The 24,678-nt window shown below is 53.5% G+C and carries 21 protein-coding genes; 11 read left to right on the top strand and 10 right to left on the bottom strand.

The window, feature by feature from the left end:
• Positions 1-10 precede the first annotated feature (10 nt).
• The 8 genes from prmA to FDX09_RS13475 all read right to left on the bottom strand — a co-directional run bounded on the left by prmA (position 11) and on the right by FDX09_RS13475 (position 7,616).
• Positions 11-892 carry a 50S ribosomal protein L11 methyltransferase gene (gene prmA, locus FDX09_RS13510; protein ID WP_038634389.1) on the bottom strand — a complete coding sequence of 294 codons (882 nt, stop codon included), beginning with the start codon at positions 890-892 and terminating at the stop codon, positions 11-13.
• A gap of 11 nt (positions 893-903) precedes the next feature.
• Positions 904-2,355: a sodium/pantothenate symporter gene (panF, locus tag FDX09_RS13505; RefSeq protein ID WP_110496710.1), complete on the bottom strand. Its 1,452-nt coding sequence runs from the start codon at positions 2,353-2,355 to the stop codon at positions 904-906.
• Positions 2,345-2,587, bottom strand: a complete 243-nt coding sequence (locus FDX09_RS13500; RefSeq protein ID WP_038634384.1) for a YhdT family protein — start codon at positions 2,585-2,587, stop codon at positions 2,345-2,347. Before FDX09_RS13500 ends, panF begins: the two co-directional genes overlap by 11 nt.
• A gap of 107 nt (positions 2,588-2,694) precedes the next feature.
• Positions 2,695-4,044: an acetyl-CoA carboxylase biotin carboxylase subunit gene (accC, locus tag FDX09_RS13495; protein ID WP_003828838.1), complete on the bottom strand. Its 1,350-nt coding sequence runs from the start codon at positions 4,042-4,044 to the stop codon at positions 2,695-2,697.
• 10 nt (positions 4,045-4,054) lie between these two features.
• Positions 4,055-4,525, bottom strand: coding sequence for an acetyl-CoA carboxylase biotin carboxyl carrier protein (gene accB / locus FDX09_RS13490; RefSeq protein ID WP_003025210.1), 471 nt, complete (start codon positions 4,523-4,525; stop codon positions 4,055-4,057).
• A 392-nt stretch (positions 4,526-4,917) separates the two neighbouring features.
• Positions 4,918-5,517, bottom strand: coding sequence for a protein-methionine-sulfoxide reductase heme-binding subunit MsrQ (gene msrQ, locus FDX09_RS13485; RefSeq protein WP_087856909.1), 600 nt, complete (start codon positions 5,515-5,517; stop codon positions 4,918-4,920).
• Complete coding sequence (gene msrP, locus FDX09_RS13480; protein ID WP_085048625.1) at positions 5,518-6,522, bottom strand: protein-methionine-sulfoxide reductase catalytic subunit MsrP; 1,005 nt, start codon at positions 6,520-6,522, stop codon at positions 5,518-5,520.
• A 119-nt stretch (positions 6,523-6,641) separates the two neighbouring features.
• Positions 6,642-7,616, bottom strand: a complete 975-nt coding sequence (locus tag FDX09_RS13475) for an MDR family oxidoreductase (protein WP_085048626.1) — start codon at positions 7,614-7,616, stop codon at positions 6,642-6,644.
• 225 nt (positions 7,617-7,841) lie between these two features.
• On the opposite strand from FDX09_RS13475, the gene csrD reads away from it, so the two are divergent.
• A complete protein-coding gene (csrD, locus tag FDX09_RS13470; protein ID WP_085048627.1) occupies positions 7,842-9,782 on the top strand; it encodes an RNase E specificity factor CsrD in 1,941 nt (646 codons plus the stop codon).
• Positions 9,783-9,790: 8 nt separating this feature from the next.
• Here csrD and FDX09_RS23695 read toward each other — a convergent pair whose 3' ends face one another.
• On the bottom strand, positions 9,791-10,111 hold the full coding sequence (locus FDX09_RS23695; RefSeq protein ID WP_154050627.1) for a hypothetical protein: 321 nt from the start codon (positions 10,109-10,111) through the stop codon (positions 9,791-9,793).
• Here FDX09_RS23695 and mreB point away from each other — a divergent pair.
• The 7 genes from mreB (at position 10,089) to tldD (ending at position 20,271) form a co-directional block, all read left to right on the top strand.
• Complete coding sequence (mreB, locus tag FDX09_RS13465; protein WP_000913396.1) at positions 10,089-11,132, top strand: rod shape-determining protein MreB; 1,044 nt, start codon at positions 10,089-10,091, stop codon at positions 11,130-11,132. The two genes, FDX09_RS23695 and mreB, sit on opposite strands and share 23 nt — an antisense overlap.
• 64 nt (positions 11,133-11,196) lie before the next feature.
• Complete coding sequence (gene mreC / locus FDX09_RS13460; protein WP_042311343.1) at positions 11,197-12,219, top strand: rod shape-determining protein MreC; 1,023 nt, start codon at positions 11,197-11,199, stop codon at positions 12,217-12,219.
• On the top strand, positions 12,220-12,708 hold the full coding sequence (mreD, locus tag FDX09_RS13455; RefSeq protein WP_038634362.1) for a rod shape-determining protein MreD: 489 nt from the start codon (positions 12,220-12,222) through the stop codon (positions 12,706-12,708). It abuts the gene before it with no gap.
• Positions 12,709-12,715: 7 nt separating this feature from the next.
• A complete protein-coding gene (locus FDX09_RS13450; RefSeq protein ID WP_085048629.1) occupies positions 12,716-13,309 on the top strand; it encodes a nucleoside triphosphate pyrophosphatase in 594 nt (197 codons plus the stop codon).
• Positions 13,299-14,768, top strand: a complete 1,470-nt coding sequence (rng, locus tag FDX09_RS13445; protein WP_038634356.1) for a ribonuclease G — start codon at positions 13,299-13,301, stop codon at positions 14,766-14,768. Before FDX09_RS13450 ends, rng begins: the two co-directional genes overlap by 11 nt.
• 110 nt (positions 14,769-14,878) lie before the next feature.
• Positions 14,879-18,679 carry an AsmA2 domain-containing protein YhdP gene (gene yhdP / locus FDX09_RS13440; protein WP_137347353.1) on the top strand — a complete coding sequence of 1,267 codons (3,801 nt, stop codon included), beginning with the start codon at positions 14,879-14,881 and terminating at the stop codon, positions 18,677-18,679.
• Positions 18,680-18,825: 146 nt separating this feature from the next.
• Positions 18,826-20,271: a metalloprotease TldD gene (tldD, locus tag FDX09_RS13435; protein ID WP_038642897.1), complete on the top strand. Its 1,446-nt coding sequence runs from the start codon at positions 18,826-18,828 to the stop codon at positions 20,269-20,271.
• Between the two features lie 85 nt (positions 20,272-20,356).
• On the opposite strand, the gene aaeR is transcribed toward tldD, so the two are convergent.
• Positions 20,357-21,286: an HTH-type transcriptional activator AaeR gene (gene aaeR, locus FDX09_RS13430; protein ID WP_038634351.1), complete on the bottom strand. Its 930-nt coding sequence runs from the start codon at positions 21,284-21,286 to the stop codon at positions 20,357-20,359.
• A 184-nt stretch (positions 21,287-21,470) separates the two neighbouring features.
• On the opposite strand from aaeR, the gene aaeX reads away from it, so the two are divergent.
• Genes aaeX through aaeB form a run of 3 tightly spaced genes read left to right on the top strand, consistent with a single transcriptional unit; the run spans position 21,471 to position 24,587 of the window.
• Entirely contained in the window at positions 21,471-21,674 is a 204-nt protein-coding gene (aaeX, locus tag FDX09_RS13425; RefSeq protein WP_003025177.1) for a p-hydroxybenzoic acid efflux pump operon protein AaeX, read from the top strand.
• A 7-nt stretch (positions 21,675-21,681) separates the two neighbouring features.
• Positions 21,682-22,614, top strand: coding sequence for a p-hydroxybenzoic acid efflux pump subunit AaeA (gene aaeA, locus FDX09_RS13420; RefSeq protein WP_038634348.1), 933 nt, complete (start codon positions 21,682-21,684; stop codon positions 22,612-22,614).
• A 5-nt stretch (positions 22,615-22,619) separates the two neighbouring features.
• Positions 22,620-24,587 (top strand): p-hydroxybenzoic acid efflux pump subunit AaeB, encoded by a 1,968-nt coding sequence (gene aaeB / locus FDX09_RS13415; RefSeq protein WP_038634345.1) that lies wholly within the window; start codon positions 22,620-22,622, stop codon positions 24,585-24,587.
• Positions 24,588-24,678 lie beyond the last annotated feature (91 nt).

Genomic DNA, 24,678 nt, shown 5'->3' with positions numbered 1-24,678 from the left:
CCGGAAGGGATTATTTTTTCTGTCCGGTAATGCGACACCACTCTTCTTTCTCGATAACCGGATCGAGCGTAAAGAGGTCGGCATAGGCTTCACAGACGCTTTCCGCCTGGCTGGCAAGAATACCAGAAAGCCCCAGCAAACCGCCCTCAACGGGCAGCACGCTGATTAAAGGTGCGAGTTCACGTAATGGGCCAGCAAGGATGTTGGCGACCACCACATCGGCTTTCATCGACTCTGGCTGGTCTTTAGGCAGATAAAGTTCCAGACGCTCAGAAACGCCATTACGTTGGGCGTTATCACGGCTGGCCTGAATCGCTTGCGGATCGATATCTACACCAATCGCTTTCGCTGCACCCAGCTTCAGTGCCGCAATGGCAAGGATGCCGGATCCGCAGCCAAAGTCGATAACCGTTTTACCGTTAAGATCGAGACCGTCCAGCCATTGCAGGCACAGAGAGGTGGTTGGGTGAGTACCGGTACCAAATGCCAGACCCGGGTCGAGCATCACGTTGACGGCGTTCTCATCCGGGACATCGCGCCAGCTCGGGCAAATCCACAGACGTTCGCCAAAGCGCATCGGGTGGAAGTTGTCCATCCATTCGCGTTCCCAGTCTTTGTCTTCAAGCTGTTCGATTTTATGCGCGAAGCCTGCACCCAGTAGTGGGTGCTGCTCCAGAATCGCAACGACTTCTTTCATGTCAGTTTCTGCATCGAACAAGCCGATAACGTCGGTATCGCCCCACAGGCGAGTCTCGCCCGGCAGAGGTTCAAATACCGGCGTATCATGCGTATCCTGGAAAGTAATGGAAACGGAGCCCGCTTCCATCAGTGCATCGCTCAACTCTTCAGCGTTTGCACCGGTCGTGTTCAGTTTCAGTTGAATCCATGGCATGGCAAAACTCTTTATTTATCAGTAGTCAATATGGCGACTTGCGGAACGGCGGAACCGAAACGGTTGCCGATCAGGAAAGCCAGCAAACTTATCAGTAACGAGGGCACAATCGGATGAAAGCCCAGGTACTGAATGTTAAAAGTAGCGAGTACGGCATAAAGTATGCCGCCGACAATCATTGCGCTCAGTGCGCCTGCCGCGTTTGCCCGCTCCCAGTAAAGGCCCAGCACCAGCGGCCATAGGAAGACGGCTTCCAACCCGCCAAACGCCAGCAGGTTAAGCCAGATAATCATCTCTGGCGGCTTCCAGGCGGCCAGCAGCAGTAACGCGCCCAGCAGCAGAGTGATCACTGCCGACATGCGTTTCAGCCGTGTTTCATTTTGCAGTTGTTCCGGGCGAAGGTTCAGATAGAGATCTTTAATGATCGTAGCGGAACTTTGCAGCAATTGGGCATTGATCGTCGACATGATCGCGGCCATGGGCGCGGCGAGGAAGATCCCGGCTGCTACCGGCGGCAAGACTTTTACCATTAGCGTGGGAATAACCAGATCCGGTACCGTCAGGTCAGGGATCACCGCCCGGCCCAACGCGCCGGCCAGATGCATACCAAACATCAGGACAGCCACCACGATGGTGCCAATGATAATTCCACGGTGTACCGCTTTGCTGTCCTTATAGGAGATGCAGCGCACCGCCGTATGCGGCAGGCCAATCACGCCAAAGCACACCAGCACCCAGAATGAAGTCATAAACGTGGGGGACAGAATGTCATCAGCGCCCTGCGGCGAGACCAGTTTAGGATCGATGGTTTGCAGAGTGACTACCGCATTGCTGAGACCACCAGCGGCATGGACGACACCGACCAGCAGTACGATAGTCCCAATCAGCATCACCATGCCCTGCATCGTGTCGTTCAACACGCTGGCGCGAAATCCGCCGAACGCTGTGTATAACGCGATACTGACGCCAAAAATCAGCAGGCCGGTTTCGTAAGGGATACCCGCTGCGGTTTCCAGCAAACGTGCGCCGCCAATAAACTGTACGGTCATTGCACCGACAAACGCGACCAGCAGGCTGAGGCTCGCCAGCCACACCAGCAGGCGGCTTTGGTAGCGGGCAAACAGCATATCGTTGAGGGTAACCGCATTATAACGGCGTGCCAGAATGGCGAATTTTTTGCCGAGAATACCCAACGACAACCAGACGGCGGGTAGTTGGATCATCGCTAACAAAACCCATCCCAGCCCGTATTTATAAGCAGCACCTGGGCCGCCGATAAACGAGCTGGCGCTAATGTAGGTTGCCGTTAGCGTCATGGCTAACACGACCCCGCCCATAGAGCGGCTGCCGAGGAAATACTCATTCAGGAAGGTGCCGGTCGACCTTTTGCGCATGGCGTAAACAGAGAGACCGAAAACCACCAGAAGATAGGCGACCAGCGGCAAAATAACTTCAAGCTGCATCATCATCCTCCAGTGGAATGTCGCGATAGATAAACTTCACCATCGCCCAGCACAGTACGATGAAAACCAATGGCGTCAGCAGACAGGCCATTTCGAACCAGTGCGGGAGGCCGGTAAAACCCAGAGAGGAGTCTGGTAAGTAAGCGGCCACTAACCATGCGGCAAGATATAAAAGGGTCAGCCACAGCGCCCAGCGCGCCTCTTTATGGGCCTGAACAAAACGAGCGTCCATTTTTTGTCCCTTGTGAATAAAGAAAGCGGGGATTGTACCTTATGGCACCTGTGGGAGGGGAGAAAAACAAAAGGCCGGAATTTCCGGCCTTTTCGGTTAACGCTTGCTTACTTTTCCTGAAGTCCGAGTTTTTTCTCCAGGTAGTGGATATTGGTTCCACCATGCTGGAAGTGCTCGTCATTCATGATGCGGATCTGCAGATCAACGTTGGTTTTGATGCCGTCGATGATCAGTTCCTGCAAGGCGTTTTTCATGCGGGCGATAGCGACGTCGCGGTTTTCGCCATAGCAAATCAGCTTACCGATCATTGAGTCATAGTACGGAGGTACTGTGTAACCTGCGTAAATATGAGACTCCCAGCGCACACCAAAGCCACCCGGCGCGTGGAAACGCGTGATTTTACCCGGGCTCGGCAGGAAGGTGTTCGGGTCTTCGGCGTTGATACGGCACTCTACCGCATGGCCTTTAACCACAACTTCGTCCTGCTTGATAGACAGCGGCTGACCCGCTGCGATGCGCAGTTGTTCTTTGATCAGGTCAACACCGGTGATCATTTCGGTTACCGGGTGTTCAACCTGAATACGGGTGTTCATTTCAATGAAGTAGAACTCACCGTTTTCGAACAGGAACTCGAAAGTACCCGCGCCGCGATAGCCGATATCCACGCACGCTTTGGCGCAACGCTCGCCGATGTAGCGACGCAGTTCCGGAGTAATGCCCGGCGCTGGTGCTTCTTCGACAACTTTCTGGTGACGACGCTGCATGGAGCAGTCACGCTCTGCCAGATAAATCGCGTTACCCTGACCGTCTGCCAGCACCTGAATTTCGATGTGGCGTGGGTTTTCCAGGTATTTCTCCATGTAGACCATGTCGTTATTGAAAGCCGCTTTCGCTTCCGCTTTGGTCATGGAGATGGATTGCGCCAGTTCGGCATCGCTACGCACGACGCGCATACCGCGACCGCCGCCGCCACCGGAGGCTTTGATGATAACCGGGTAGCCGATGCGTTTAGCATGAGCGCGGTTAGCGTCCATGTCATCGCCCAACGGGCCGTCAGAGCCTGGAACAGTCGGTACGCCAGCTTTTTTCATCGCGGTAATCGCGGACACTTTGTCGCCCATCAGGCGGATGGTGTCGGCTTTCGGGCCGATGAAGATAAAGCCAGAACGTTCTACCTGCTCAGCAAAGTTGGCGTTCTCAGAGAGGAAGCCATAACCCGGGTGAATTGCCACCGCGCCGGTGATTTCAGCGGCGCTAATGATAGCCGGGATGTTCAGATAGCTTTTTACGGACGGAGCCGGGCCAATACAGACCGTCTCATCCGCCAGCAATACGTGTTTTAAATCGCGATCCGCGCTTGAATGCACTGCGACAGTCTTGATACCCAGTTCTTTACAGGCACGAAGAATACGCAAGGCAATCTCGCCGCGGTTAGCGATGACAATTTTATCCAACATGTTCGCCTCGTTATTCGATGACGACCAGCGGCTCGTCAAATTCTACCGGTTGACCGCTTTCTACCAGAATCGCTTTAACGACGCCGGATTTGTCGGCTTCGATCTGGTTCATCATTTTCATGGCTTCAACGATGCACAGGGTATCGCCCGCATTCACTTTCTGGCCGATTTCGATGAACGCTTTCGCATCCGGGCTCGGGGTGCGGTAGAACGTACCAACCATTGGGGAGCGTACGATGTGACCACTGATTTCCGCTGCTGCCGGAGCTTCCATACTTGGAGAGGCAGTTTGTGCGACAGCGTTAGACAGAGCTGGCTGCTGCATCACTGGTGCAGCATAAGCCTGTTGCATCATTGGAAAACTTGCAGCTGGCGCCGCACGGCTGATGCGTACAGACTCTTCGCCTTCAGAAATTTCCAGTTCGGAGATGCCTGATTCTTCAACCAGCTCGATCAGTTTTTTAATCTTACGAATATCCATGAGTGGGTTCCGTACTCTTTGTTTAGTGAGATTGTGACAGGCGTTTTACCGCCGTCTGTATAGCATTTTTATAACAGTGAGTGACAAGATGCCACGCATCTCAGGCGTTGCACTGGGTGCTGATGCCATTACATGAGATTGCCAGACTTGTTAGTCATTGTGCGGCTATCTTCTGTCATTTTCGGGTAAAAGACAAAATATACCTTCAATATGCGATTGTCACCCTTTCCGCGCCGTAAAAACGCTACCGGGGATAGCAAAGGCGCACATTATAACTATTTCGTAGCAATTGGCAGCTAAATACTGGTCTTATCAGGGAAGATAATCAACCGTTAACATGTAAAGAAAATCGGATCGTCCGTGTTTTGCAACGTACTGCACATATCGTGAAACTACCGCCACCACTGGCGAAACTTCCTGTAGCGGCAGGCTAACAGCACCGCAGCAAGTGCGGCATAAATAATCGGTTGAGGGGAGATGATTTTAACCGACCACAGATAATGTATGGGTGCCAGGATCGCCACAAGATAGACGAAGTTGTGCAAAAATTGCCAATACTTACCCAGCTTTCGCTGTGCAGATTGCGTGGACGTTAAGGTGAGAGCAAATAATATGACCCAACAGACAATACCCAACATCAAATACGGTCGCGAAATGAATTCCCGCCCCAACAGCGCCAGATTATGAATACCCAGTTCCAGTAACGCGTAGCTGGTTAAATGCAGCGTCGCCCAAGCGAAACACCATAGCCCTAACAGGCGACGAGTGCGTATCAATAATGGCTGTTTAGCGTAGCGCGCGAGTGGAGAGACCAGCAAGGTCGCCAGTAAGAATTTCAGAGCTGTCCTACCGGTAAAGTGCTGGATATCTTTGACCGGATCGGCGCTCAAACCGCCATGATTTACCGCCCAAAAGAGCCAGATTAACGGCAAAAATCCGCCAAGATGCAGGCAAACTTTCAGCCCGGTAATGTGCTTTGCAGTCAGACGCACTTAAAAATTCTCCTGTAGATTAAGACCACGATACAGGGAAGCAACCTCTTCGGCATAACCGTTAAACAACAGCGTGGATTGACGCTGTACGTCCAGAATACCGCCAGCGCCAATAAAACGTTCGGTGGCCTGGGACCAGCGGGGGTGATCGACATGCGGATTCACGTTGGCATAAAACCCATATTCATTAGGCGCGGCCAGGTTCCACGTTGTTGGGGGGCGTTCGCGCGTAAGTTTGATACTCACGATCGACTTTATGCCCTTAAATCCGTATTTCCACGGCACAATTAAGCGGATGGGGGCGCCATTTTGCGGCGGAAGGGCCTTACCATAAACCCCTACGGTAAGCAGGGTTAGTGGATGCATTGCTTCATCCAGGCGTAACCCTTCAACATAGGGATATTTCAGCCCGCCGCCAATAAAGCGATCTTTCTGACCAGGCATTTCATCCGGGGCGTAGCGCGTTTCGAAAGCGACATATTTTGCGTTGCTGGTGGGTTCAACCTGCGCCAGCAGTTTATGTAATGGAAAGCCAATCCACGGCACCACCATTGACCAGGCTTCCACGCAGCGCATCCGATAAATCCGCTCTTCCAATGGGAAACGGGTGGTCAGCGCATCATGATCGAGAGTGAGGGGTTTTGCGACTTCGCCAGTGATTTTCAAGGTCCACGGATCGGTTTTCAGGCTGCCTGCGTTGGCCGCTGGATCCGCTTTGTCGAGACCAAATTCATAGAAGTTGTTGTAGCCAGAAACTTTATCTGCTGGCGTTAAAGGAAGCGAATTTTGCCAGGCGGTGGGCTTGCTGAAATTAAGCGGCTTACCTGCAGGCGCCGGAGGGCGGTCATTACCCTTAAACCAGCTCAGAAGGTCGGCCTGCGCAGCGTGAGGCAAAGACAACGCGGCAGCGCTGATCCCTAATGCTTTCAGTACCTGGCGGCGCTGCATAAAAAAAGCCGACTCGGCGGTGACGTCGGCTTCTGTAAATGGACGTAATTTCTTCATAACAGACTCCCGGCTTACGCGTCATGACAGACAGGGGATGCGTAGTTAATATGGCAGGGAGTCTCTATATATGCCGCGAAATTTTGTTAGTTAAGTGTAAATTTCTGCGCCGATGCCTGTTATTTCACCTTCACCAGGGTACGACCTTGCACCTGGTTATTGATGATGGCATCGGCGAACTTCGGCGCATCCGCTAGCGTAATCTCCGTGGCGGCCTGAGCATAGAACGATTCCGGCAGATCCTTAACCAAACGCGCCCAGGCTTCTGCGCGACGTGCCGGTGGGGTCATCACCGAGTCCACCCCTTGCAAACGTACATTACGCAGAATGAATGGCATGACGGTGGTCGGCAGCGCGAAGCCGCCCGCCAGGCCGCAGGCGGCCACGCAGCCACCGTAGTTCATCTGCGCCAGGACTTTCGCCAGCACTTTATCGCCAACGGTATCAATTGCACCGGCCCACAGTTGTTTTTCCAACGGGCGAGATTCAGCAAACTCATCGCGGCTGAGAATACGATTCGCGCCCAGGCTCTTCAGATAGTCGTGGGTGCTTTCGCGTCCTGATACTGCCACAACCTGATAGCCCAGCTTATGCAGTAATGCCACGGCAGTGCTGCCCACGCCGCCGCTGGCGCCGGTGACGACAATCTCACCGTCTTGCGGGCGAATACCTGCATCCTCAAGCGCCATGACGCACAGCATGGCGGTAAAACCGGCGGTGCCGATGACCATCGCTTTGCGCCCGTCCAGCCCTTGCGGCAGCGCTACCAGCCAGTCGCCTTTGACGCGCGCACGTTCAGCCAGCCCGCCCCAATGGTTTTCACCCACACCCCAGCCGGTCAGTAAGACTTCCTGACCCGCATGAAAACGGGGATCTTCGCTTGCACGCACGGTACCGGCGAAATCAATGCCAGGAATCATCGGAAAGTTGCGGATGATTTTACCCTTGCCAGTGATAGCCAGGGCGTCTTTATAGTTCAGGCTTGACCAGTGGACATCCACCGTTACATCGCCTTCCGGGAGCTGGTTTTCGTCGAGGGGTTGAACGGATGCGAGGGTTTTTCCGTCCTGCTGTTCTAAGATCAAAGCCTGCATAACCTGTCCTCAATTCGTATAGTGGATTGGAAAATTTTTAATGAAGACTATACTCGCTAATCAAAACATGATGCCGATTCTGCGCAATAAATTGCCAGATATACCTGATTTGGTAGTATGCCCCCACAGTTTGCATAAATTGGCGGATTTTGCGTTCAGTTTTGCATTTTCGAGTCGCTTTATCTCTTTCACACCTGTTTCATAACTGTCGGAGTTAACACAAGGATGCGATTAACGACGAAATTCTCAGCTTTTGTCACGCTGCTTACTGGGTTAACGATCTTTGTGACTCTGATTGGCTGCTCGCTGAGTTTCTACAACGCTATTCAATATAAGTTCACTACGCGAGTGCAGGCGGTGGCGACGGCGATTGATACACATCTTGTCTCCCGCGATTTCGTTTCGCTGACGCCGCAAATCGATGAACTGATGGTTTCTGTTGATATCGTGCGTATCGAGTTGCTGCAAGGGGAGCATATAGTGTATGACCACTCCCGAACCAGCAGCTACCGTCCGGCAGGAACGAACAACCTCTACCGCGACATCACCGTACCGTTGGTCAAGCATCCGGGCATGTCAGTTCGCCTGGTTTATCAGGATCCGATGGGCAACTATTTCCATTCGCTACTGACTACCGCGCCGCTCACACTGGCCATTGCGTTTATTATTCTGATGCTCTTTTTGTCGGTACGCTGGCTTCAGCGTCAGCTTTCAGGCCAGGAGTTACTGGAGATTCGTTCCACGCGTATTCTGAACGGTGAACGCGGGTCGAATGTACGAGGAACGGTCTATGAATGGCCAGCGCGCACCAGCAGTGCGCTCGATATGTTGCTGACTGAAATTCAAAATGCCCGCGAGCAACGCAGCCGACTGGACACCCTGATTCGTTCCTATGTTGCGCAGGATACAAAAACCGGGCTGAGTAACCGTCTGTTTTTTGATAACCAGTTGGCCACGCTGTTGGAAGATCAAGAAAAGGTGGGAGCGCATGGCGTCGTGATGATGGTGCGTCTGCCGGACTTTACTCTGCTGCGAGATAGCTGGGGAATCACCCTGGCGGAAGAACAAATTTCAACGCTAATCAATTTGTTGTCGACGTTTATGACGCGTTATCCGGGGGCATTGCTGGCGCGCTACCACCGTAGCGATTTTGCCATCCTGTTGCCACATCGCACGCTGAAAGAAGCCGAAAGCATCGCCGGGCAATTATTAAAAGCGGTCGATGCGCTTCCGACTAATAAAATGATCGATCGTGCCGATATGGTTCATATTGGCATTTGCGTTTGCCGCAGTGGTCAGTCGACGGAACAGGTGATGGATCATGCTGAGGCCGCCACCCGGAATTCGGTCCTGCAGGGTGGGAACAGCTGGTCGGTCTATGATGACTCCCTGCCGGAAAAAGGCCGGGGCAACGTGCGCTGGCGGACGCTGATTGAACAGATGCTCAGCCGGGGCGGGCCGAGAATATATCAAAAACCTGCGGTAACGCGTGAAGGACGGGTACACCACCGGGAACTGATGTGCCGTATTTTTGATGGCAGCGAAGAGGTTATTTCGGCGGAATATATGCCGATGGTGCTGCAGTTTGGCCTGGCTGAAGAGTATGACCGTTTACAGTTAAGTCGTCTGATCCTGCTTTTGGGCTACTGGCCGCAGGAAAGCCTGGCGATGCAGATAACGGTTGAATCGCTAATTCGCCCACGTTTTCAGCGCTGGCTGCGTGATACGTTGATGCAGTGCGAAAAATCACTACGCAAACGCATAATTATTGAACTTGCTGAGGCAGATGTTTGTCAACATATCAGCCGATTACAGCCCGTCATCCGATTGATGGATGCGCTAGGGGTACGGATCGCCGTTACGCAGGCCGGTTTAACGCTGGTGAGCACCAGCTGGATTAAAGAGCTTAACGTTGAGTTATTGAAGCTGCATCCAAGCCTGGTGAGGAATATTGATAAGCGAACCGAAAACCAACTGTTGGTTCAAAGCCTGGCGGAGGCCTGTTCAGGCACGCCAACGCAGGTTTATGCCACGGGAGTTCGTTCGCGTAGCGAGTGGCATACGCTGACGGAACGCGGAGTTGCTGGTGGGCAAGGGGATTTTTTTGCCGCATCACAGCCACTTGACACTAACGTGAAAAAATATTCGCAAAGATATTCGGTTTAACCTGCCGTTTAATTCGTTTTCACGTAGAATAACGCGCGCTGTGCCTTCTGGGGGTGTGCTTGTCTGCTCGCCAGGTTGTAACAGCAAACATGCAGGTGAATGACCTTTGACAGGTTGCAAACAAAAGCGAGGAATGCTGCTGATTTTTTCAGCCCTGATGGACTCAGGCCGGTTTTGTAACAAAGGAAACGAACTGCACTAATTTTCACCGTAGCAGATGATTTTTGCGCCTTGTCGCTGCTGCGTGTGGTTGGTAAAGTAAGCGGATTTTGTTTTCCGCCCCAGCTTTCAGGATTATCCCTTAGTATGTTGAAAAAATTTCGTGGCATGTTTTCCAATGACCTGTCCATTGACCTGGGTACCGCGAATACCCTTATTTATGTAAAAGGACAAGGCATCGTATTGAATGAGCCTTCTGTTGTGGCCATTCGTCAGGATCGTGCCGGTTCGCCGAAAAGCGTGGCTGCAGTAGGTCATGATGCGAAGCAGATGCTGGGTCGTACGCCGGGCAATATCGCTGCAATTCGCCCAATGAAAGACGGCGTTATCGCTGACTTCTTCGTGACTGAAAAAATGCTCCAGCACTTTATCAAACAAGTGCACAGCAATAGCTTCATGCGACCAAGCCCGCGCGTACTGGTGTGTGTACCGGTTGGCGCAACCCAGGTTGAACGCCGTGCGATCCGTGAATCCGCTCAGGGCGCAGGCGCCCGTGAAGTCTTTCTGATCGAAGAGCCGATGGCGGCCGCGATTGGTGCGGGTCTGCCAGTTTCTGAAGCAACCGGCTCAATGGTTGTGGATATCGGTGGTGGTACCACTGAAGTTGCCGTTATCTCCCTGAACGGCGTGGTTTACTCTTCTTCCGTACGTATTGGTGGTGACCGCTTCGACGAAGCCATCATTAATTACGTTCGTCGTAACTACGGTTCTCTGATCGGTGAAGCCACCGCAGAACGTATTAAACACGAAATCGGTTCCGCTTATCCGGGCGATGAAGTCCGCGAGATCGAAGTACGCGGCCGTAACCTGGCAGAAGGTGTTCCACGCGGCTTTACCCTGAACTCCAACGAGATTCTGGAAGCGCTGCAGGAACCGCTGACCGGTATCGTGAGCGCGGTAATGGTTGCTCTGGAACAGTGTCCGCCAGAGCTGGCGTCAGACATCTCCGAGCGCGGTATGGTGCTGACCGGTGGCGGTGCGCTGCTGCGTAACCTTGATCGTCTGTTAATGGAAGAAACCGGTATTCCAGTTGTTGTTGCTGAAGATCCGCTGACCTGCGTGGCGCGCGGTGGCGGCAAAGCACTGGAAATGATCGATATGCACGGCGGCGACCTGTTCAGCGAAGAGTAATCGGACGCAGGTAGGGTGGCCCGCGGGTTGCCCTTCCGCTCTGATACGAGAATACGCATAGACTATGAAGCCAATTTTTAGCCGTGGCCCGTCGCTACAGATTCGCCTTATTCTGGCGGTGCTGGTGGCGCTCGGCGTTATTATTGCCGACAGCCGCCTGGGTACGTTTAGTCAAATCCGAACGTACATGGATACCGCCGTCAGTCCTTTCTACTTTATCTCTAATGGTCCTCGTGAATTACTCGACGGCGTGTCGCAAACGCTGGCTTCGCGTGACCAACTCGAACTTGAAAACCGGGCGCTGCGTCAGGAACTGCTGCTGAAAAATAGCGAGCTGCTGATGCTGGGGCAATATAAACAGGAGAACGCGCGTTTGCGCGAGCTGCTGGGATCGCCATTGCGTCAGGACGAACAAAAGATGGTGACGCAGGTCATCTCAACGGTTAATGACCCATACAGCGATCAGGTCGTGATCGACAAAGGGAGCGTTAACGGCGTCTACGAAGGTCAGCCAGTTATCAGCGACAAAGGTGTAGTGGGTCAGGTCGTTGCGGTAGCAAAACTGACCAGCCGCGTACTGCTGATTTGCGATGCAACGCATGCTCTGCCAATCCAGGTTCTGCGTAACGATATTCGCGTCATTGCTGCGGGCAACGGTTGTACGGACGATCTTCAGCTTGAACATCTGCCAGCGAACACCGACATTCGCGTTGGCGATGTGCTGGTGACTTCCGGTTTGGGTGGACGCTTCCCGGAAGGTTATCCGGTTGCTGTTGTTTCTTCCGTTAAGCTGGACACTCAGCGTGCTTATACCGTCATTCAGGCTCGTCCGACCGCGGGTTTGCAGCGTTTGCGCTATCTGCTGCTGTTGTGGGGAGCCGATCGTAACGGCGCCAATCCGATGACGCCGGAAGAAGTACACCGTGTTGCCAATGAACGTTTGATGCAAATGATGCCGCAAGTTCTGCCTGCGCCAGATGCCATGGGGCCGCCTGCACCAGTACCGGCACCTGCTACAGGCGTCACTACCGCACCTACGGACACCACGCCGCCACAACCTGCTCCGCGTAAGCCGGGAGGACAGTAAGTGGCAAGCTATCGTAGCCAGGGGCGTTGGGTTATTTGGCTTTCGTTCCTTATTGCACTGTTGCTGCAAGTTATGCCCTGGCCGGATGACATTCTTGTTTTCCGGCCAAACTGGGTGCTGCTCATCTTGTTGTATTGGATTCTGGCGCTACCGCATCGCGTAAATGTGGGCACAGGGTTCGTGGTGGGTGCCATACTGGATCTCATTAGCGGTTCCACGCTTGGCGTACGGGCCTTGTCGATGAGTATCATTGCCTATCTGGTCGCGCTGAAATTCCAGCTATTCCGTAACCTCGCGCTCTGGCAACAGGCGCTGGTGGTCGTGTTGTTATCACTGGTCGTGGATATTATTGTTTTCTGGGCCGAGTTTTTAGTGATCAATGTCTCTTTCAGACCTGAAGTGTTCTGGAGTAGTGTAGTGAATGGTGTGCTCTGGCCATGGCTATTCTTACTGATGCGTAAAATCCGTCAGCAGTTTGCGGTGCAATAAGGTTGATATGAATACTCTGTATCTTGCTTCAGGTTCTCCACGTCGTCAGGAACTGCTCGCTCAACTTGGTATCACGTTTGAACGGCTGGTTCCTGGGATTGAAGAACAGCGGCACCCGCAGGAAAGCGCGCAGCAGTACGTTTCTCGTCTGGCGCGCGAAAAAGCGCAGGCTGGCGTTGCGTTGGCGCAGCGTGATTTGCCGGTATTGGGTGCGGATACCATTGTTATTCTTAACGGTGAAGTGCTGGAAAAACCGCACGACGCCGCCCATGCCGCCGCAATGCTACGTAAGCTGTCGGGCAACACGCATCAGGTCATGACCGCCGTGGCATTGGCCGATCGCCAGCACAGTCTGGACTGTCTGGTGGTGACGGAAGTGACATTCAGAGCACTCACCGATGAGGACATCGCGGGTTATGTTGCCAGCGGTGAACCAATGGATAAAGCAGGTGCATACGGTATTCAAGGGTTGGGTGGCTGTTTTGTCAGGAAGATAAATGGCAGCTATCACGCCGTAGTCGGCTTACCGCTGGTAGAAACGTATGAGTTGCTGACCAATTTTAACGCACTGCGTGAGCAAAGGGATAAACATGACGGCTGAATTGTTGGTAAACGTAACGCCATCGGAAACACGGGTGGCTTACATTGATGGCGGTATTCTGCAGGAAATTCATATTGAACGTGAGGCGCGACGTGGAATCGTAGGCAATATCTACAAAGGTCGTGTAAGTCGTGTACTTCCGGGTATGCAGGCGGCTTTTGTAGATATTGGACTGGATAAAGCCGCATTTCTTCACGCTTCAGACATCATGCCACACACCGAATGCGTGGCCGGTGAAGAACAAAAACAGTTCACCGTGCGCGACATTTCTGAACTGGTTCGCCAGGGCCAGGATTTGATGGTGCAGGTGGTAAAAGATCCGCTGGGTACTAAGGGCGCTCGCCTGACGACGGACATTACGCTGCCTTCCCGTTATCTTGTTTTTATGCCGGGCGCGTCGCACGTTGGCGTTTCCCAACGTATCGAAAGCGAAAGCGAACGCGAACGTCTGAAAAAAGTGGTAGCCGATTACTGTGATGAGCAGGGCGGATTTATTATTCGTACAGCGGCGGAAGGCGTATGCGAAGAGGATCTGGCCTCGGATGCTGCCTACCTGAAGCGCGTCTGGACGAAAGTCATGGAGCGCAAAAAACGTCCGCAAACGCGCTACCAGATGTATGGCGAACTTGCGCTGGCGCAGCGCGTTTTGCGTGATTTTGCCGATGCCCAGCTTGATCGGATCCGCGTCGACTCTCGCCTGACCTATGAGGCGTTGCTGGAATTTACGGCGGAGTACATTCCCGAGATGACCAGCAAGCTGGAGCATTACAGCGGACGTCAGCCTATTTTCGATCTCTTTGACGTTGAGAATGAAATCCAGCGCGCGCTGGAACGCAAGGTTGAGCTGAAATCCGGCGGCTATTTGATCATCGATCAAACCGAAGCGATGACCACCGTGGATATCAATACCGGCGCGTTTGTTGGACATCGTAATCTCGACGACACTATTTTTAATACTAATATTGAAGCAACGCAGGCCATTGCGCGTCAGCTGCGTCTGCGTAACCTGGGCGGCATTATCATTATCGATTTTATCGACATGAATAATGAAGATCATCGGCGCCGGGTGTTGCACTCTCTGGAGCAGGCTCTGAGCAAGGACCGCGTAAAAACCAGCATTAACGGTTTTTCACAGCTGGGCCTGGTGGAGATGACGCGTAAGCGCACGCGTGAAAGCGTGGAGCATGTGCTGTGCAATGAGTGCCCTACCTGTCATGGACGCGGTACCGTGAAAACGGTGGAAACCGTATGCTATGAAATCATGCGCGAAATTGTCCGCGTACACCATGCATACGACTCCGATCGCTTCCTGGTTTATGCATCTCCGGCAGTGGCAGAAACCCTGAAAGGCGAAGAGTCGCATGCGCTGGCGGAAGTCGAAATCTTTGTGGGTAAACAGGTCAAAGTCCAGGTTGAACCGCTCTATAACCAGGAGCAGTTCGACGTCGTAATGATGTAATTGAGTAGTAGCACCAGCGCATGTAGGCCGGATAAGGCGCAAGCGCCGCCATCCGGCAATATACACTCAAGGGGTGTGAGTCACATTTTTTTGCAGACAAGGAGAGGCGCGTGAGGCGATTGCCGGGGATATTACTGCTCACTGGAGCCGCATTCGTTGTCATTGCAGCGCTGATGGTCAGTGGACTGCGCCTTGCGCTACCTCATCTTGATAGCTGGCGTCCGGCCATTCTCGGTAAGATTGAATCCGCGACTGGCCTGCCCGTTACCGCCAGCCAGCTATCCGCCAACTGGCAAAATTTCGGCCCTACGCTTGAAGCGCGTGATATCCACGCACAGCTCAAAGACGGCGGTGAGTTTTCGGTAAAACGCGTCACGTTAGCGCTGGATGTCTGGCAAAGTTTACTGCACATGCGCTGGCAGTTTCGCGATCTAACCTTCTGGCAATTGCAGTTGCGCACCAATACCCCTATCCAGAGTAGTGAAAGCGGTGATGGAATTGAAGCGGGTCACCTCAGCGATCTCTTCCTGCGTCAGTTCGATCATTTCGATCTCCGCGACAGTCAAATCAGCTTTTTAACCCTCTCAGGCCAGCGCGCTGAACTGGCGATCCCACAGCTTACCTGGCTGAACGGTAAAAACCGGCATCGCGCTGAGGGGCAGGTCAGTCTCTCCAGTCTGACCGGTCAACATGGCGTTATGCAGGTGCGCATGGATCTGCGCGACGACAATGGGCTGTTGAATAATGGTCGGGTCTGGCTGCAGGCAGACGACATTGACGTCAAACCGTGGCTGGGCAAATGGATGCAGGATAATGTCGCGTTGCAAACCGCGCGTTTTAGCCTGGAAGCATGGATGACGATCAATAAAGGCGTCGTTTCCGGAGGCGATGTCTGGCTGAAGAAAGGCGGCGCCAGCTGGCTGGGTAACAACCGCACGCATACGCTCTCCGTGGATAACCTGACGGCGCACATTAGCCGCGAACAGCCGGGCTGGCAATTCTCTATTCCCGATACCCGTATCACCATGGATGATAAACCCTGGCCAAGCGGGGCGTTAACGCTGGCCTGGATCCCTGAGCAGGAAGTCGGTGGTGAGAATAACAAGCGCAGTGACGAGCTACGCATTCGCGCCAGCAATCTGGAGCTGGCTGGATTAGAAGGGCTGCGCCCGATGGCGGCTAAGTTATCGCCAGCGCTGGGGGATATTTGGCGCGCCACGCAGCCAAGCGGCAAAATTGATGTGCTGGCGCTGGATATCCCATTACAGGCAACAGAAAAGACCCGTTTCCAGTCCTCGTGGACCAATCTGGCCTGGAAACAGTGGAAGTTGTTACCGGGGGCGGAGCATTTCTCCGGTACGCTTTCGGGCAGCGTGGAAAATGGTGCGCTTACCGCCTCCATCAAGCAAGCCCGCATGCCGTATGAGAGCGTCTTCCGCGCACCATTGGAAATACAAAACGGCGTGGCGACGCTAAGCTGGCTGAAGAATGATAAAGGTTTTCAGTTAGATGGGCGCAATATTGATGTCAAAGCGAAAGCGGTACATGCGCGCGGTGGTTTTCGCTATCTGCAACCGACCGGTGACGAGCCATGGTTAGGCATTCTGGCGGGGATCAGTACTGATGACGGCTCTCAGGCCTGGCGCTACTTCCCGGAAAATCTGATGGGCAAAGAGCTGGTTGACTACCTCAGCGGCGCGATTCAGGGCGGCGAAGCGGATAATGCCACGTTGGTGTATGGCGGTAACCCGCATTTGTTCCCATATCTGCATAATGAAGGGCAGTTTCAGGTCCTGGTGCCGTTACGCAATGCTAAATTCGCCTTTCAGCCCGACTGGCCTGCGTTGACTGACCTCAATATTGAACTGAACTTCATTAACGACGGTCTGTGGATGAAAACGGATGGCGTTAATTTAGGCGGCGTAAAAGCCAGCAATCTGACGGCCAATATTCCCGACTATGCAAAAGAAAAACTGCTGATTGATGCCGACATCAACGGGCCGGGCAAAGCGGTTGGACCTTATTTTGATGATACGCCGCTAAAAGATTCTCTTGGCGCCACGCTTGAGCAGTTGCAGATTGATGGCGATGTGAATGCTCGCTTACATCTCGATATCCCGTTGGATGGCTCGCTGGTTACGGCCAAAGGTGATGTCAATCTGCGTAATAACAGTCTGTTTATTAAACCGCTCGACAGCACGTTGAAGAATTTGACCGGTAAATTCAGCTTTGTGAACGGCGATCTGCAGAGCGAGCCGATGACGGCAAACTGGTTTAATCAGCCGCTGAACGTCGATTTTTCCACTACCGAAGGGGCCAAAGCCTATCAGGTGGCGGTGAATCTGCAGGGCGACTGGCAGCCAAACCGTATGGGGATTTTGCCGACGCAGGTGAACGATGCGTTAAGCGGCAGTATGGCGTGGAATGGCAAGGTGGGTATCAATCTTCCGTATCATGCCGGGGCGACCTACGACATTGCGTTAAAGAGTGACCTGAAGAATGTAAGTAGTCACTTACCTGCTCCACTGAATAAGGCGGCCGGTGAGGCGCTGCCGGTAAACGTGAAGGCCAACGGCAATCTGCGCAGCTTTGATCTCACCGGCAACGCAGGTAGCAAGAATCACTTCAACAGCCACTGGCTGCTGAATCAGAAGCTGACCCTTGACCGCGCTATCTGGACGTCGGAAAGCCGCACCGTGCCCGCGTTACCCGATCAGCAAGGCATTGAGCTCAATCTTCCCCCTATGGACGGCGCGCAATGGCTGGCATTGTTCCAGAAGGGCGCTGCGGATAACGTTGGCTCGAACGCCAACTTCCCGCAACGCATCACGGTACGTACGCCATCGTTATCCCTGGGGGGGCAGCAGTGGAACAATTTAAGTATTGTGTCTGAGCCTTCGGGCAACGGTTCCAGCGTGCAGGCGCAGGGGCGTGAGATCAACGCCACGCTGGCTATGCGCAATAACGCCCCGTGGCTGGCGAACATTAAATACCTCTATTACAACCCGAGCGCCGCAAAGCCTTCTCCCGGCACAGCGCCAGCGTCGCCTTTCTCTACCATCAATAACGTCAGCTTCCGTGGCTGGCCGGATGTTCAGCTCCGCTGTGCAGAGTGTTGGCTGTGGGGACAGAAATATGGACGTATTGATGCCGATGTGGCGATCAAAGGCGATACGCTCTCGTTGAGCAACGGTCTGTTGGATACCGGCTTTGCCAGACTGACTGCCGATGGTGAATGGGTGAATGTGCCGGGTAAAGAGCGTACGTCACTGAAGGGAAAACTGAACGGCAAAAAAATTGACTCTGCCGCCGGTTTCTTTGGCGTATCGACGCCGATTCGTAACTCTTCGTTCAATGTGGAGTACGACCTGCACTGGCGTAATCCACCGTGGGATCCGGATGAAGCGTCGCTGAATGGGATTTTGCGCACCCGGTTGGGCAAAGGTGAGCTTACCGAACTCAGTACCGGACATGCGGGGCAACTGTTACGCCTGTTAAGCTTTGACGCGTTGCTACGTAAACTGCGCTTTGATTTTAGCGATACCTTCAGTGAAGGCTTCTATTTCGACTCCATTCGCAGCACGGCGTGGATTAAGGATGGTGTGATGCATACCGACGACACGCTGGTGGACGGTCTGGAAGCTGACATCGCGATGAAAGGCTCGGTGAATCTGGTACGCCGCGAACTGGATATGGAAGCGGTTGTCGCGCCTGAAATTTCTGCCACCGTTGGGGTTGCCGCCGCATTTGCCGTCAACCCGATTGTCGGCGCGGCGGTGTTTGCCGCCAGTAAGGTTCTGGGGCCGCTGTGGAGTAAAGTTTCGATTCTGCGTTACCGTATCACCGGTCCGGTTGATAAGCCGCAGATTAACGAAGTTCTGCGTCAGCCGCGCAAAGAAAGCCAGCAATGATTTGACGGGGGCAAGTAATTGCCCCAATCTCAGTACATAGTATTGCCGGATGGAGCAGCGCTTATCCGGCCTACAGTAGCCTAACAACGTAGGCCGGATAAGGCGTTTTTGCCGCCATCCGGCAGAATTAAATGAGTAACAAAACGATGAGTCTGAACCTGGTAAGTGAACAATTGCTAGCGGCGAATGGCCTGAAACATCAGGATCTGTTTGCCATTCTGGGCCAACTGGCCGAACGCCGTCTCGATTACGGCGATCTCTATTTTCAGTCGAGCTATCACGAATCCTGGGTTTTAGAAGATCGCATCATTAAAGATGGTTCTTACAATATCGATCAGGGTGTTGGCGTACGCGCTATCAGCGGCGAAAAAACGGGGTTTGCCTATGCAGACCAGATTAGCCTGCTGGCGCTGGAGCAAAGTGCGCATGCTGCCCGGACTATTGTGCGCGACAGTGGTGACGGCAAAGTAAAAACGCTGGGTGCGGTAGAGCATCAGGCGCTTTACACTTCGGTCGATCCGTTACAAAGCATGAGCCGCGAAGAGAAACTGGATATTCTGCGTCGCGTTGACCGCGTTGCGCGTGCTGCTGACAAGCGCGTTCAGGAAGTGACCGCCAGCCTGACCGGTGTTTATGAGCTGATTCTGGTGGCGGCGACCGACGGTACGCTGGCCGCGGATGTCCGTCCACTGGTGCGTTTGTCCGTCAGCGTACAGGTCGAAGAAGACGGTAAACGTGAGCGCGGCGCGAGCGGTGGCGGCGGTCGCTTTGGCTATGACTATTTCCTTGGCGATCTCGATGGTGACGTTCGTGCCGACGCGTGGGCGAAAGAGGCTGTGCGCATGGCGCTGGTCAATCTGTCCGCAGTAGCCGCGCCGGCAGGTACGTTACCGGTGGTACTCGGCGCTGGCTGGCCTGGCGTTCTGCTGCACGAAGCGGTCGGCCATGGTCTGGAAGGCGACTTTAACCGTCGTGGCACCTCGGTATTTAGCGGTCATATGGGTGAACTGGTCGCGTCAGAACTGTGTACCGTAGTGGATGATGGCACAATGGCGGACCGTCGTGGATCCGTGGCTATTGATGACGAAGGTACACCGGGCCAGTACAACGTGCTTATCGAAAACGGTATTCTGAAAGGCTACATGCAGGACAAACTGAATGCGCGCCTGATGGGTGTGGCGCCAACGGGTAACGGACGCCGTGAATCTTACGCGCACCTGCCGATGCCGCGGATGACCAACACCTATATGCTGCCGGGCAAATCCACGCCGCAGGAAATCATTGAATCCGTCGAATACGGCATTTATGCGCCGAACTTCGGCGGTGGTCAGGTGGATATCACCTCCGGGAAATTTGTGTTCTCAACGTCCGAAGCGTATCTGATTGAAAACGGTAAAGTGACCAAACCCGTGAAAGGCGCGACGCTGATTGGCTCCGGTATCGAAGCGATGCAGCAAATTTCGATGGTGGGTAACGATCTGAAACTGGATAACGGCGTAGGCGTTTGCGGTAAAGAAGGGCAAAGCCTGCCGGTGGGCGTGGGCCAGCCGACGCTGAAGGTCGATAATTTGACGGTCGGCGGCACCGCATAGCATCATGATCCAGGCCCGATAAGCGTCAGTGCCATCGGGCATCTTGCCGGATGCGGCGTCAACGCCTTATCCGGCCTGGACTCTTTTATTTCTCTTTCCCTCGACCATACATTCCCTGAAACAGCTGCGCCACATCGACAAAATAATCCGTCAGATAGTTAATCACTACCTGAACCTTAAGCGGCAGTTTGTCTTTTTCGGTGTACAGCGCATAGACCGGACGCGGATCCGACTGGTAGCGGGGAAGCAGGATCTCCACTTCGCCGCGATTGATCTCATTGATCACCCACATCAAGGGTACATAGGCAATACCCGCGCCTGCGGCCAGCCAGCGCACCAGCGTCATCGGATCGTTAGTGACGAAGCGCCCTTCTGGAATCAGGCGGGTAGAGATCCCCTCCGGGGCGATAAGCTCGAATTCGTTATCCGGGCGCACGCTATATTCCAGCCATGAGTGATTGCTGAGATCGGCAGGTTTTTCCGGAACGCCAAACTGGGCGAGATAACTTTTAGCGGCGCAGACCACCATCGGCATGGCTCCCAGACGACGTGAAAACAGGCTGGAGTCTTGTAACGCGCCGACGCGGATGACCACGTCCAGGCCATCAGCAATTAAATCCGGTGCCGGGATGCCGGTGACCAGATTTACCGTCAGGCCGGGGTACTCTTTCAGCATTTTCGCCGTCAGCCCGGCGAGGACATTTTGTGCCATGGTTGAAGAACAGCCAATACGCAATGTGCCGATAGGAGTGTTATTAAAGGCATACAGCTGCTCATGCACATCCTGCGCTTCGTGCAGCATTCGACGGCAGCCCTGATAATAAATTTTACCGGCTTCGGTTAGCCCAATGCTGCGCGTACTGCGGTTTAGCAGCTTGACCTGTAGTTCATCTTCCAGTTTAGAGACCGTCTGGCTTATCGATGAAACGCTCATTTGCAGCTGTCTTGCAGCGGCAGTGAAGGAGCCCAGTTCGACAACTTTGGCGAACACCGACATACGTTTTAATCGTTCCATTATTCACTCTGGCTTAAAAGTGATTTAGATCACATAATATAGATAACAGCATAACAGTTACGTTAATATATTATTATTCAAATAACGGCTATGTCGCTCTCGCCTGGCTCATCCTTGCCCTTCTCTGCGGTGACATACGCTAGAAAATCTATCACCTGCACTCTCTTAAGCTACCAAGGTCAACATGAGTCTGTTTCCCGTTATCGTGGTGTTTGGTCTGTCCTTCCCACCGATTTTTTTCGAATTGCTTTTGTCACTGGCGATTTTCTGGCTGGTGCGCCGGGTGCTGGTTCCAACTGGCATCTATGATTTTGTCTGGCATCCGGCTCTGTTTAACACCGCGCTGTATTGCTGCCTGTTCTATTTAATAACGCGCCTGTTCGTTTGAGGTTGAAGTGAAAACACTAACAAAAAAACTCTCCCGTACGGCCATGACTCTCGTACTGGTCATTCTGGCCTTCATTGCTATTTTTCGCGCATGGGTGTTCTACACCGAGTCGCCGTGGACGCGTGATGCGCGTTTCAGCGCTGATGTCGTCGCCATTGCGCCGGACGTTGCGGGTCTTATTTCCAACGTTAACGTCCATGATAACCAACTGGTGAAAAAGGATCAGGTGCTGTTTACCATCGACCAGCCGCGCTATAAAAAAGCCCTCGAACAGGCTGAAGCCGACGTCTCTTATTACCAGGTTCTGGCGCAGGAAAAACGTCAGGAAGCCGGTCGTCGTAACCGTCTGGGCGTGCAGGCCATGTCTCGTGAAGAGATTGATCAGTCTAACAACGTACTGCAAACCGTATTACACCAGTTGGCGAAGGCGCAAGCGACCCGCGATTTGGCAAAATTGGATCTTGAACGTACCGTTATTCGTGCGCCAGCGGATGGTTGGGTGACTAACCTGAATGTTTACAGCGGCGAATTTATTACCCGAGGCTCCACGGCGGTAGCGCTGGTAAAACAGCACTCGTTCTATGTCCTGGCGTATATGGAAGAAACCAAGCTGGAAGGCGTACGCCCTGGATATCGCGCTGAAATTACCCCGCTTGGTAGCAATAATGTGTTGAAGGGTACCGTTGATAGCGTGGCGGCTGGCGTAACGAATGCCAGCAGCACGCGAGACGCAAAAGGTATGGCGACCATTGATTCCAATCTTGAATGGGTCCGTCTGGCACAACGTGTACCGGTGCGCATTCGTCTTGATGAGCAGCAGGGAACCCTGTGGCCAGCCGGGACGACGGCTACCGTTGTTATCACCGGTAAGCAGGATCGCGATGCCAGTCAGGAATCCTTCTTCCGTAAAATGGCGCACCGCCTGCGCGAGTTCGGTTAATTGCGATGGGTATTTTTTCCATTGCTAACCAGCATATCCGCTTCGCGGTAAAACTGGCGTGCGCAATTGTCCTGGCGCTGTTCGTTGGTTTTCACTTTCAGCTTGAGACTCCGCGTTGGGCGGTGTTAACCGCAGCAATTGTGGCAGCAGGCCCGGCTTTTGCCGCCGGTGGGGAACCCTATTCAGGCGCCATCCGCTACCGCGGGATGCTGCGTATCGTCGGCACATTTATTGGCTGTATTGCCGCCCTGATCATTATTATCAGCATGATCCGCGCTCCGTTGTTGATGATCCTGGTGTGTTGTATCTGGGCCGGTTTTTGTACCTGGATCTCGTCGCTGGTGAAGATCGAGAATTCCTATGCCTGGGGACTTTCGGGTTATACGGCGCTGATCATCGTCATTACTATCCAGGCTGAACCGTTGTTGACGCCGCAATTTGCACTTGAGCGTTGCAGCGAGATTGTGATGGGGATTGTCTGCGCCATTGTTGCCGATCTGCTCTTTTCGCCCCGCTCGGTGAAACAGGAAATTGATGTCGAACTGGACAGCCTGCTGGTGGCGCAGTATCAGCTTATGCAGTTGTGTATAAAGCATGGCGACAGTGAAGAAGTGGACAAAGCCTGGGGCGATTTAGTCCGTCGAACGGCGGCGCTGGAGGGCATGCGCAGCAACCTCAATATGGAGTCTTCACGTTGGGTGCGTGCTAATCGCAGACTCAAAGCATTAAACACGCTGTCGCTCACGCTCATTACTCAGTCCTGTGAAACTTACCTTATTCAAAATACCCGCCCGGAACTTATCACCGACACCTTCCGCGAGTTGTTCGATACGCCGGTTGAAACGGTGCAGGATGTTCATAAACAGTTGAAGCGGATGCGTCGGGTTATTGTCTGGACTGGCGAACGTGAAACACCGGTAACGATTTATAGCTGGGCAGGTGCGGCGACGCGCTACTTGCTACTGAAACGCGGTGTGGTGAGTAATACAAAAATTAGCGCGACGGAAGAAGAGATCCTGCAAGGCGAGCCGGTAGTGAAAGTGGAGTCCGCCGAGCGTCACCATGCGATGGTCAACTTCTGGCGTACCACGCTCTCCTGTGTGCTGGGCACCTTATTCTGGCTGTGGACCGGCTGGACATCCGGCAGCGGCGCGATGGTGATGATTGCGGTTGTCACCTCGCTGGCAATGCGCCTGCCTAACCCTCGGATGGTGGCGATAGATTTTATCTACGGTACGTTGGCGGCATTACCACTCGGGGCGCTCTATTTTCTGGTGATTATCCCCAATACGCAGCAAAGTATGCTGTTGTTGTGTCTGAGCCTGGCCGTGCTGGGATTCTTTCTGGGAATCGAGGTGCAGAAACGACGGCTGGGATCGATGGGCGCGCTGGCCAGCACCATTAATATCATCGTGCTGGATAACCCGATGACCTTCCACTTTAGCCAGTTTCTTGACAGTGCGCTGGGGCAGATTGTTGGTTGTGTGCTGGCGTTTATCGTCATTCTGCTGGTGCGCGATAACTCGCGGGACAGAACTGGTCGCGTGTTACTCAACCAGTTTGTCTCCGCGGCGGTTTCTGCAATGACTACCAACGTGGTTCGTCGTAAAGAAAACCACCTTCCGGCGCTTTATCAGCAGTTGTTTTTACTGATGAACAAATTCCCCGGCGACCTGGCGAAGTTTCGCCTGGCGCTGACGATGATTATCGCGCATCAGCGTCTGCGCGATGCGCCGGTACCGGTAAATGAGGATTTATCTGCCTTCCATCGCCAGCTGCGTCGCACCGCCGATCATGTGATTTCAGCAGGAAATGACGATAAACGCCGCCGCTACTTTAGCCAGTTGCTGGAAGAGCTTGAGATCTATCAGGAGAAGTTAATCATCTGGCAAGCCCCTCCACAGGTGACCGAGCCGGTAAAACGACTCAGTGGGATGCTACACAAATACCAGCACGCGCTGACCAGCAATTAAGCACAAAAAACCGATGCCAGAAGCGTCGGTTTTTTTATGGCTATACTTACCTGAAATGCGGGAGGCCCTGCATATTGGTGGTCCGTAGAGT

This window comes from Citrobacter sp. wls717 (genome assembly GCF_005280955.1).
In the GTDB taxonomy this organism is placed as follows: domain Bacteria; phylum Pseudomonadota; class Gammaproteobacteria; order Enterobacterales; family Enterobacteriaceae; genus Citrobacter; species Citrobacter werkmanii.
The sequence above is the reverse complement of the archived record's forward strand: the minus strand, read 5'-3'. Positions and strand labels throughout refer to the sequence as shown.

Coding starts and splice junctions, on each gene's coding strand:
- prmA (WP_038634389.1), bottom strand. CDS start 892: ATGCCATGGATTCAACTGAAACTGAACACGACCGGTGCAAACGCTGAA.
- panF (WP_110496710.1), bottom strand. CDS start 2,355: ATGCAGCTTGAAGTTATTTTGCCGCTGGTCGCCTATCTTCTGGTGGTT.
- FDX09_RS13500 (WP_038634384.1), bottom strand. CDS start 2,587: ATGGACGCTCGTTTTGTTCAGGCCCATAAAGAGGCGCGCTGGGCGCTG.
- accC (WP_003828838.1), bottom strand. CDS start 4,044: ATGTTGGATAAAATTGTCATCGCTAACCGCGGCGAGATTGCCTTGCGT.
- accB (WP_003025210.1), bottom strand. CDS start 4,525: ATGGATATTCGTAAGATTAAAAAACTGATCGAGCTGGTTGAAGAATCA.
- msrP (WP_085048625.1), bottom strand. CDS start 6,522: ATGAAGAAATTACGTCCATTTACAGAAGCCGACGTCACCGCCGAGTCG.
- FDX09_RS13475 (WP_085048626.1), bottom strand. CDS start 7,616: ATGCAGGCTTTGATCTTAGAACAGCAGGACGGAAAAACCCTCGCATCC.
- csrD (WP_085048627.1), top strand. CDS start 7,842: ATGCGATTAACGACGAAATTCTCAGCTTTTGTCACGCTGCTTACTGGG.
- mreB (WP_000913396.1), top strand. CDS start 10,089: ATGTTGAAAAAATTTCGTGGCATGTTTTCCAATGACCTGTCCATTGAC.
- FDX09_RS23695 (WP_154050627.1), bottom strand. CDS start 10,111: ATGCCACGAAATTTTTTCAACATACTAAGGGATAATCCTGAAAGCTGG.
- mreC (WP_042311343.1), top strand. CDS start 11,197: ATGAAGCCAATTTTTAGCCGTGGCCCGTCGCTACAGATTCGCCTTATT.
- FDX09_RS13450 (WP_085048629.1), top strand. CDS start 12,716: ATGAATACTCTGTATCTTGCTTCAGGTTCTCCACGTCGTCAGGAACTG.
- rng (WP_038634356.1), top strand. CDS start 13,299: ATGACGGCTGAATTGTTGGTAAACGTAACGCCATCGGAAACACGGGTG.
- tldD (WP_038642897.1), top strand. CDS start 18,826: ATGAGTCTGAACCTGGTAAGTGAACAATTGCTAGCGGCGAATGGCCTG.
- aaeR (WP_038634351.1), bottom strand. CDS start 21,286: ATGGAACGATTAAAACGTATGTCGGTGTTCGCCAAAGTTGTCGAACTG.
- aaeX (WP_003025177.1), top strand. CDS start 21,471: ATGAGTCTGTTTCCCGTTATCGTGGTGTTTGGTCTGTCCTTCCCACCG.
- aaeB (WP_038634345.1), top strand. CDS start 22,620: ATGGGTATTTTTTCCATTGCTAACCAGCATATCCGCTTCGCGGTAAAA.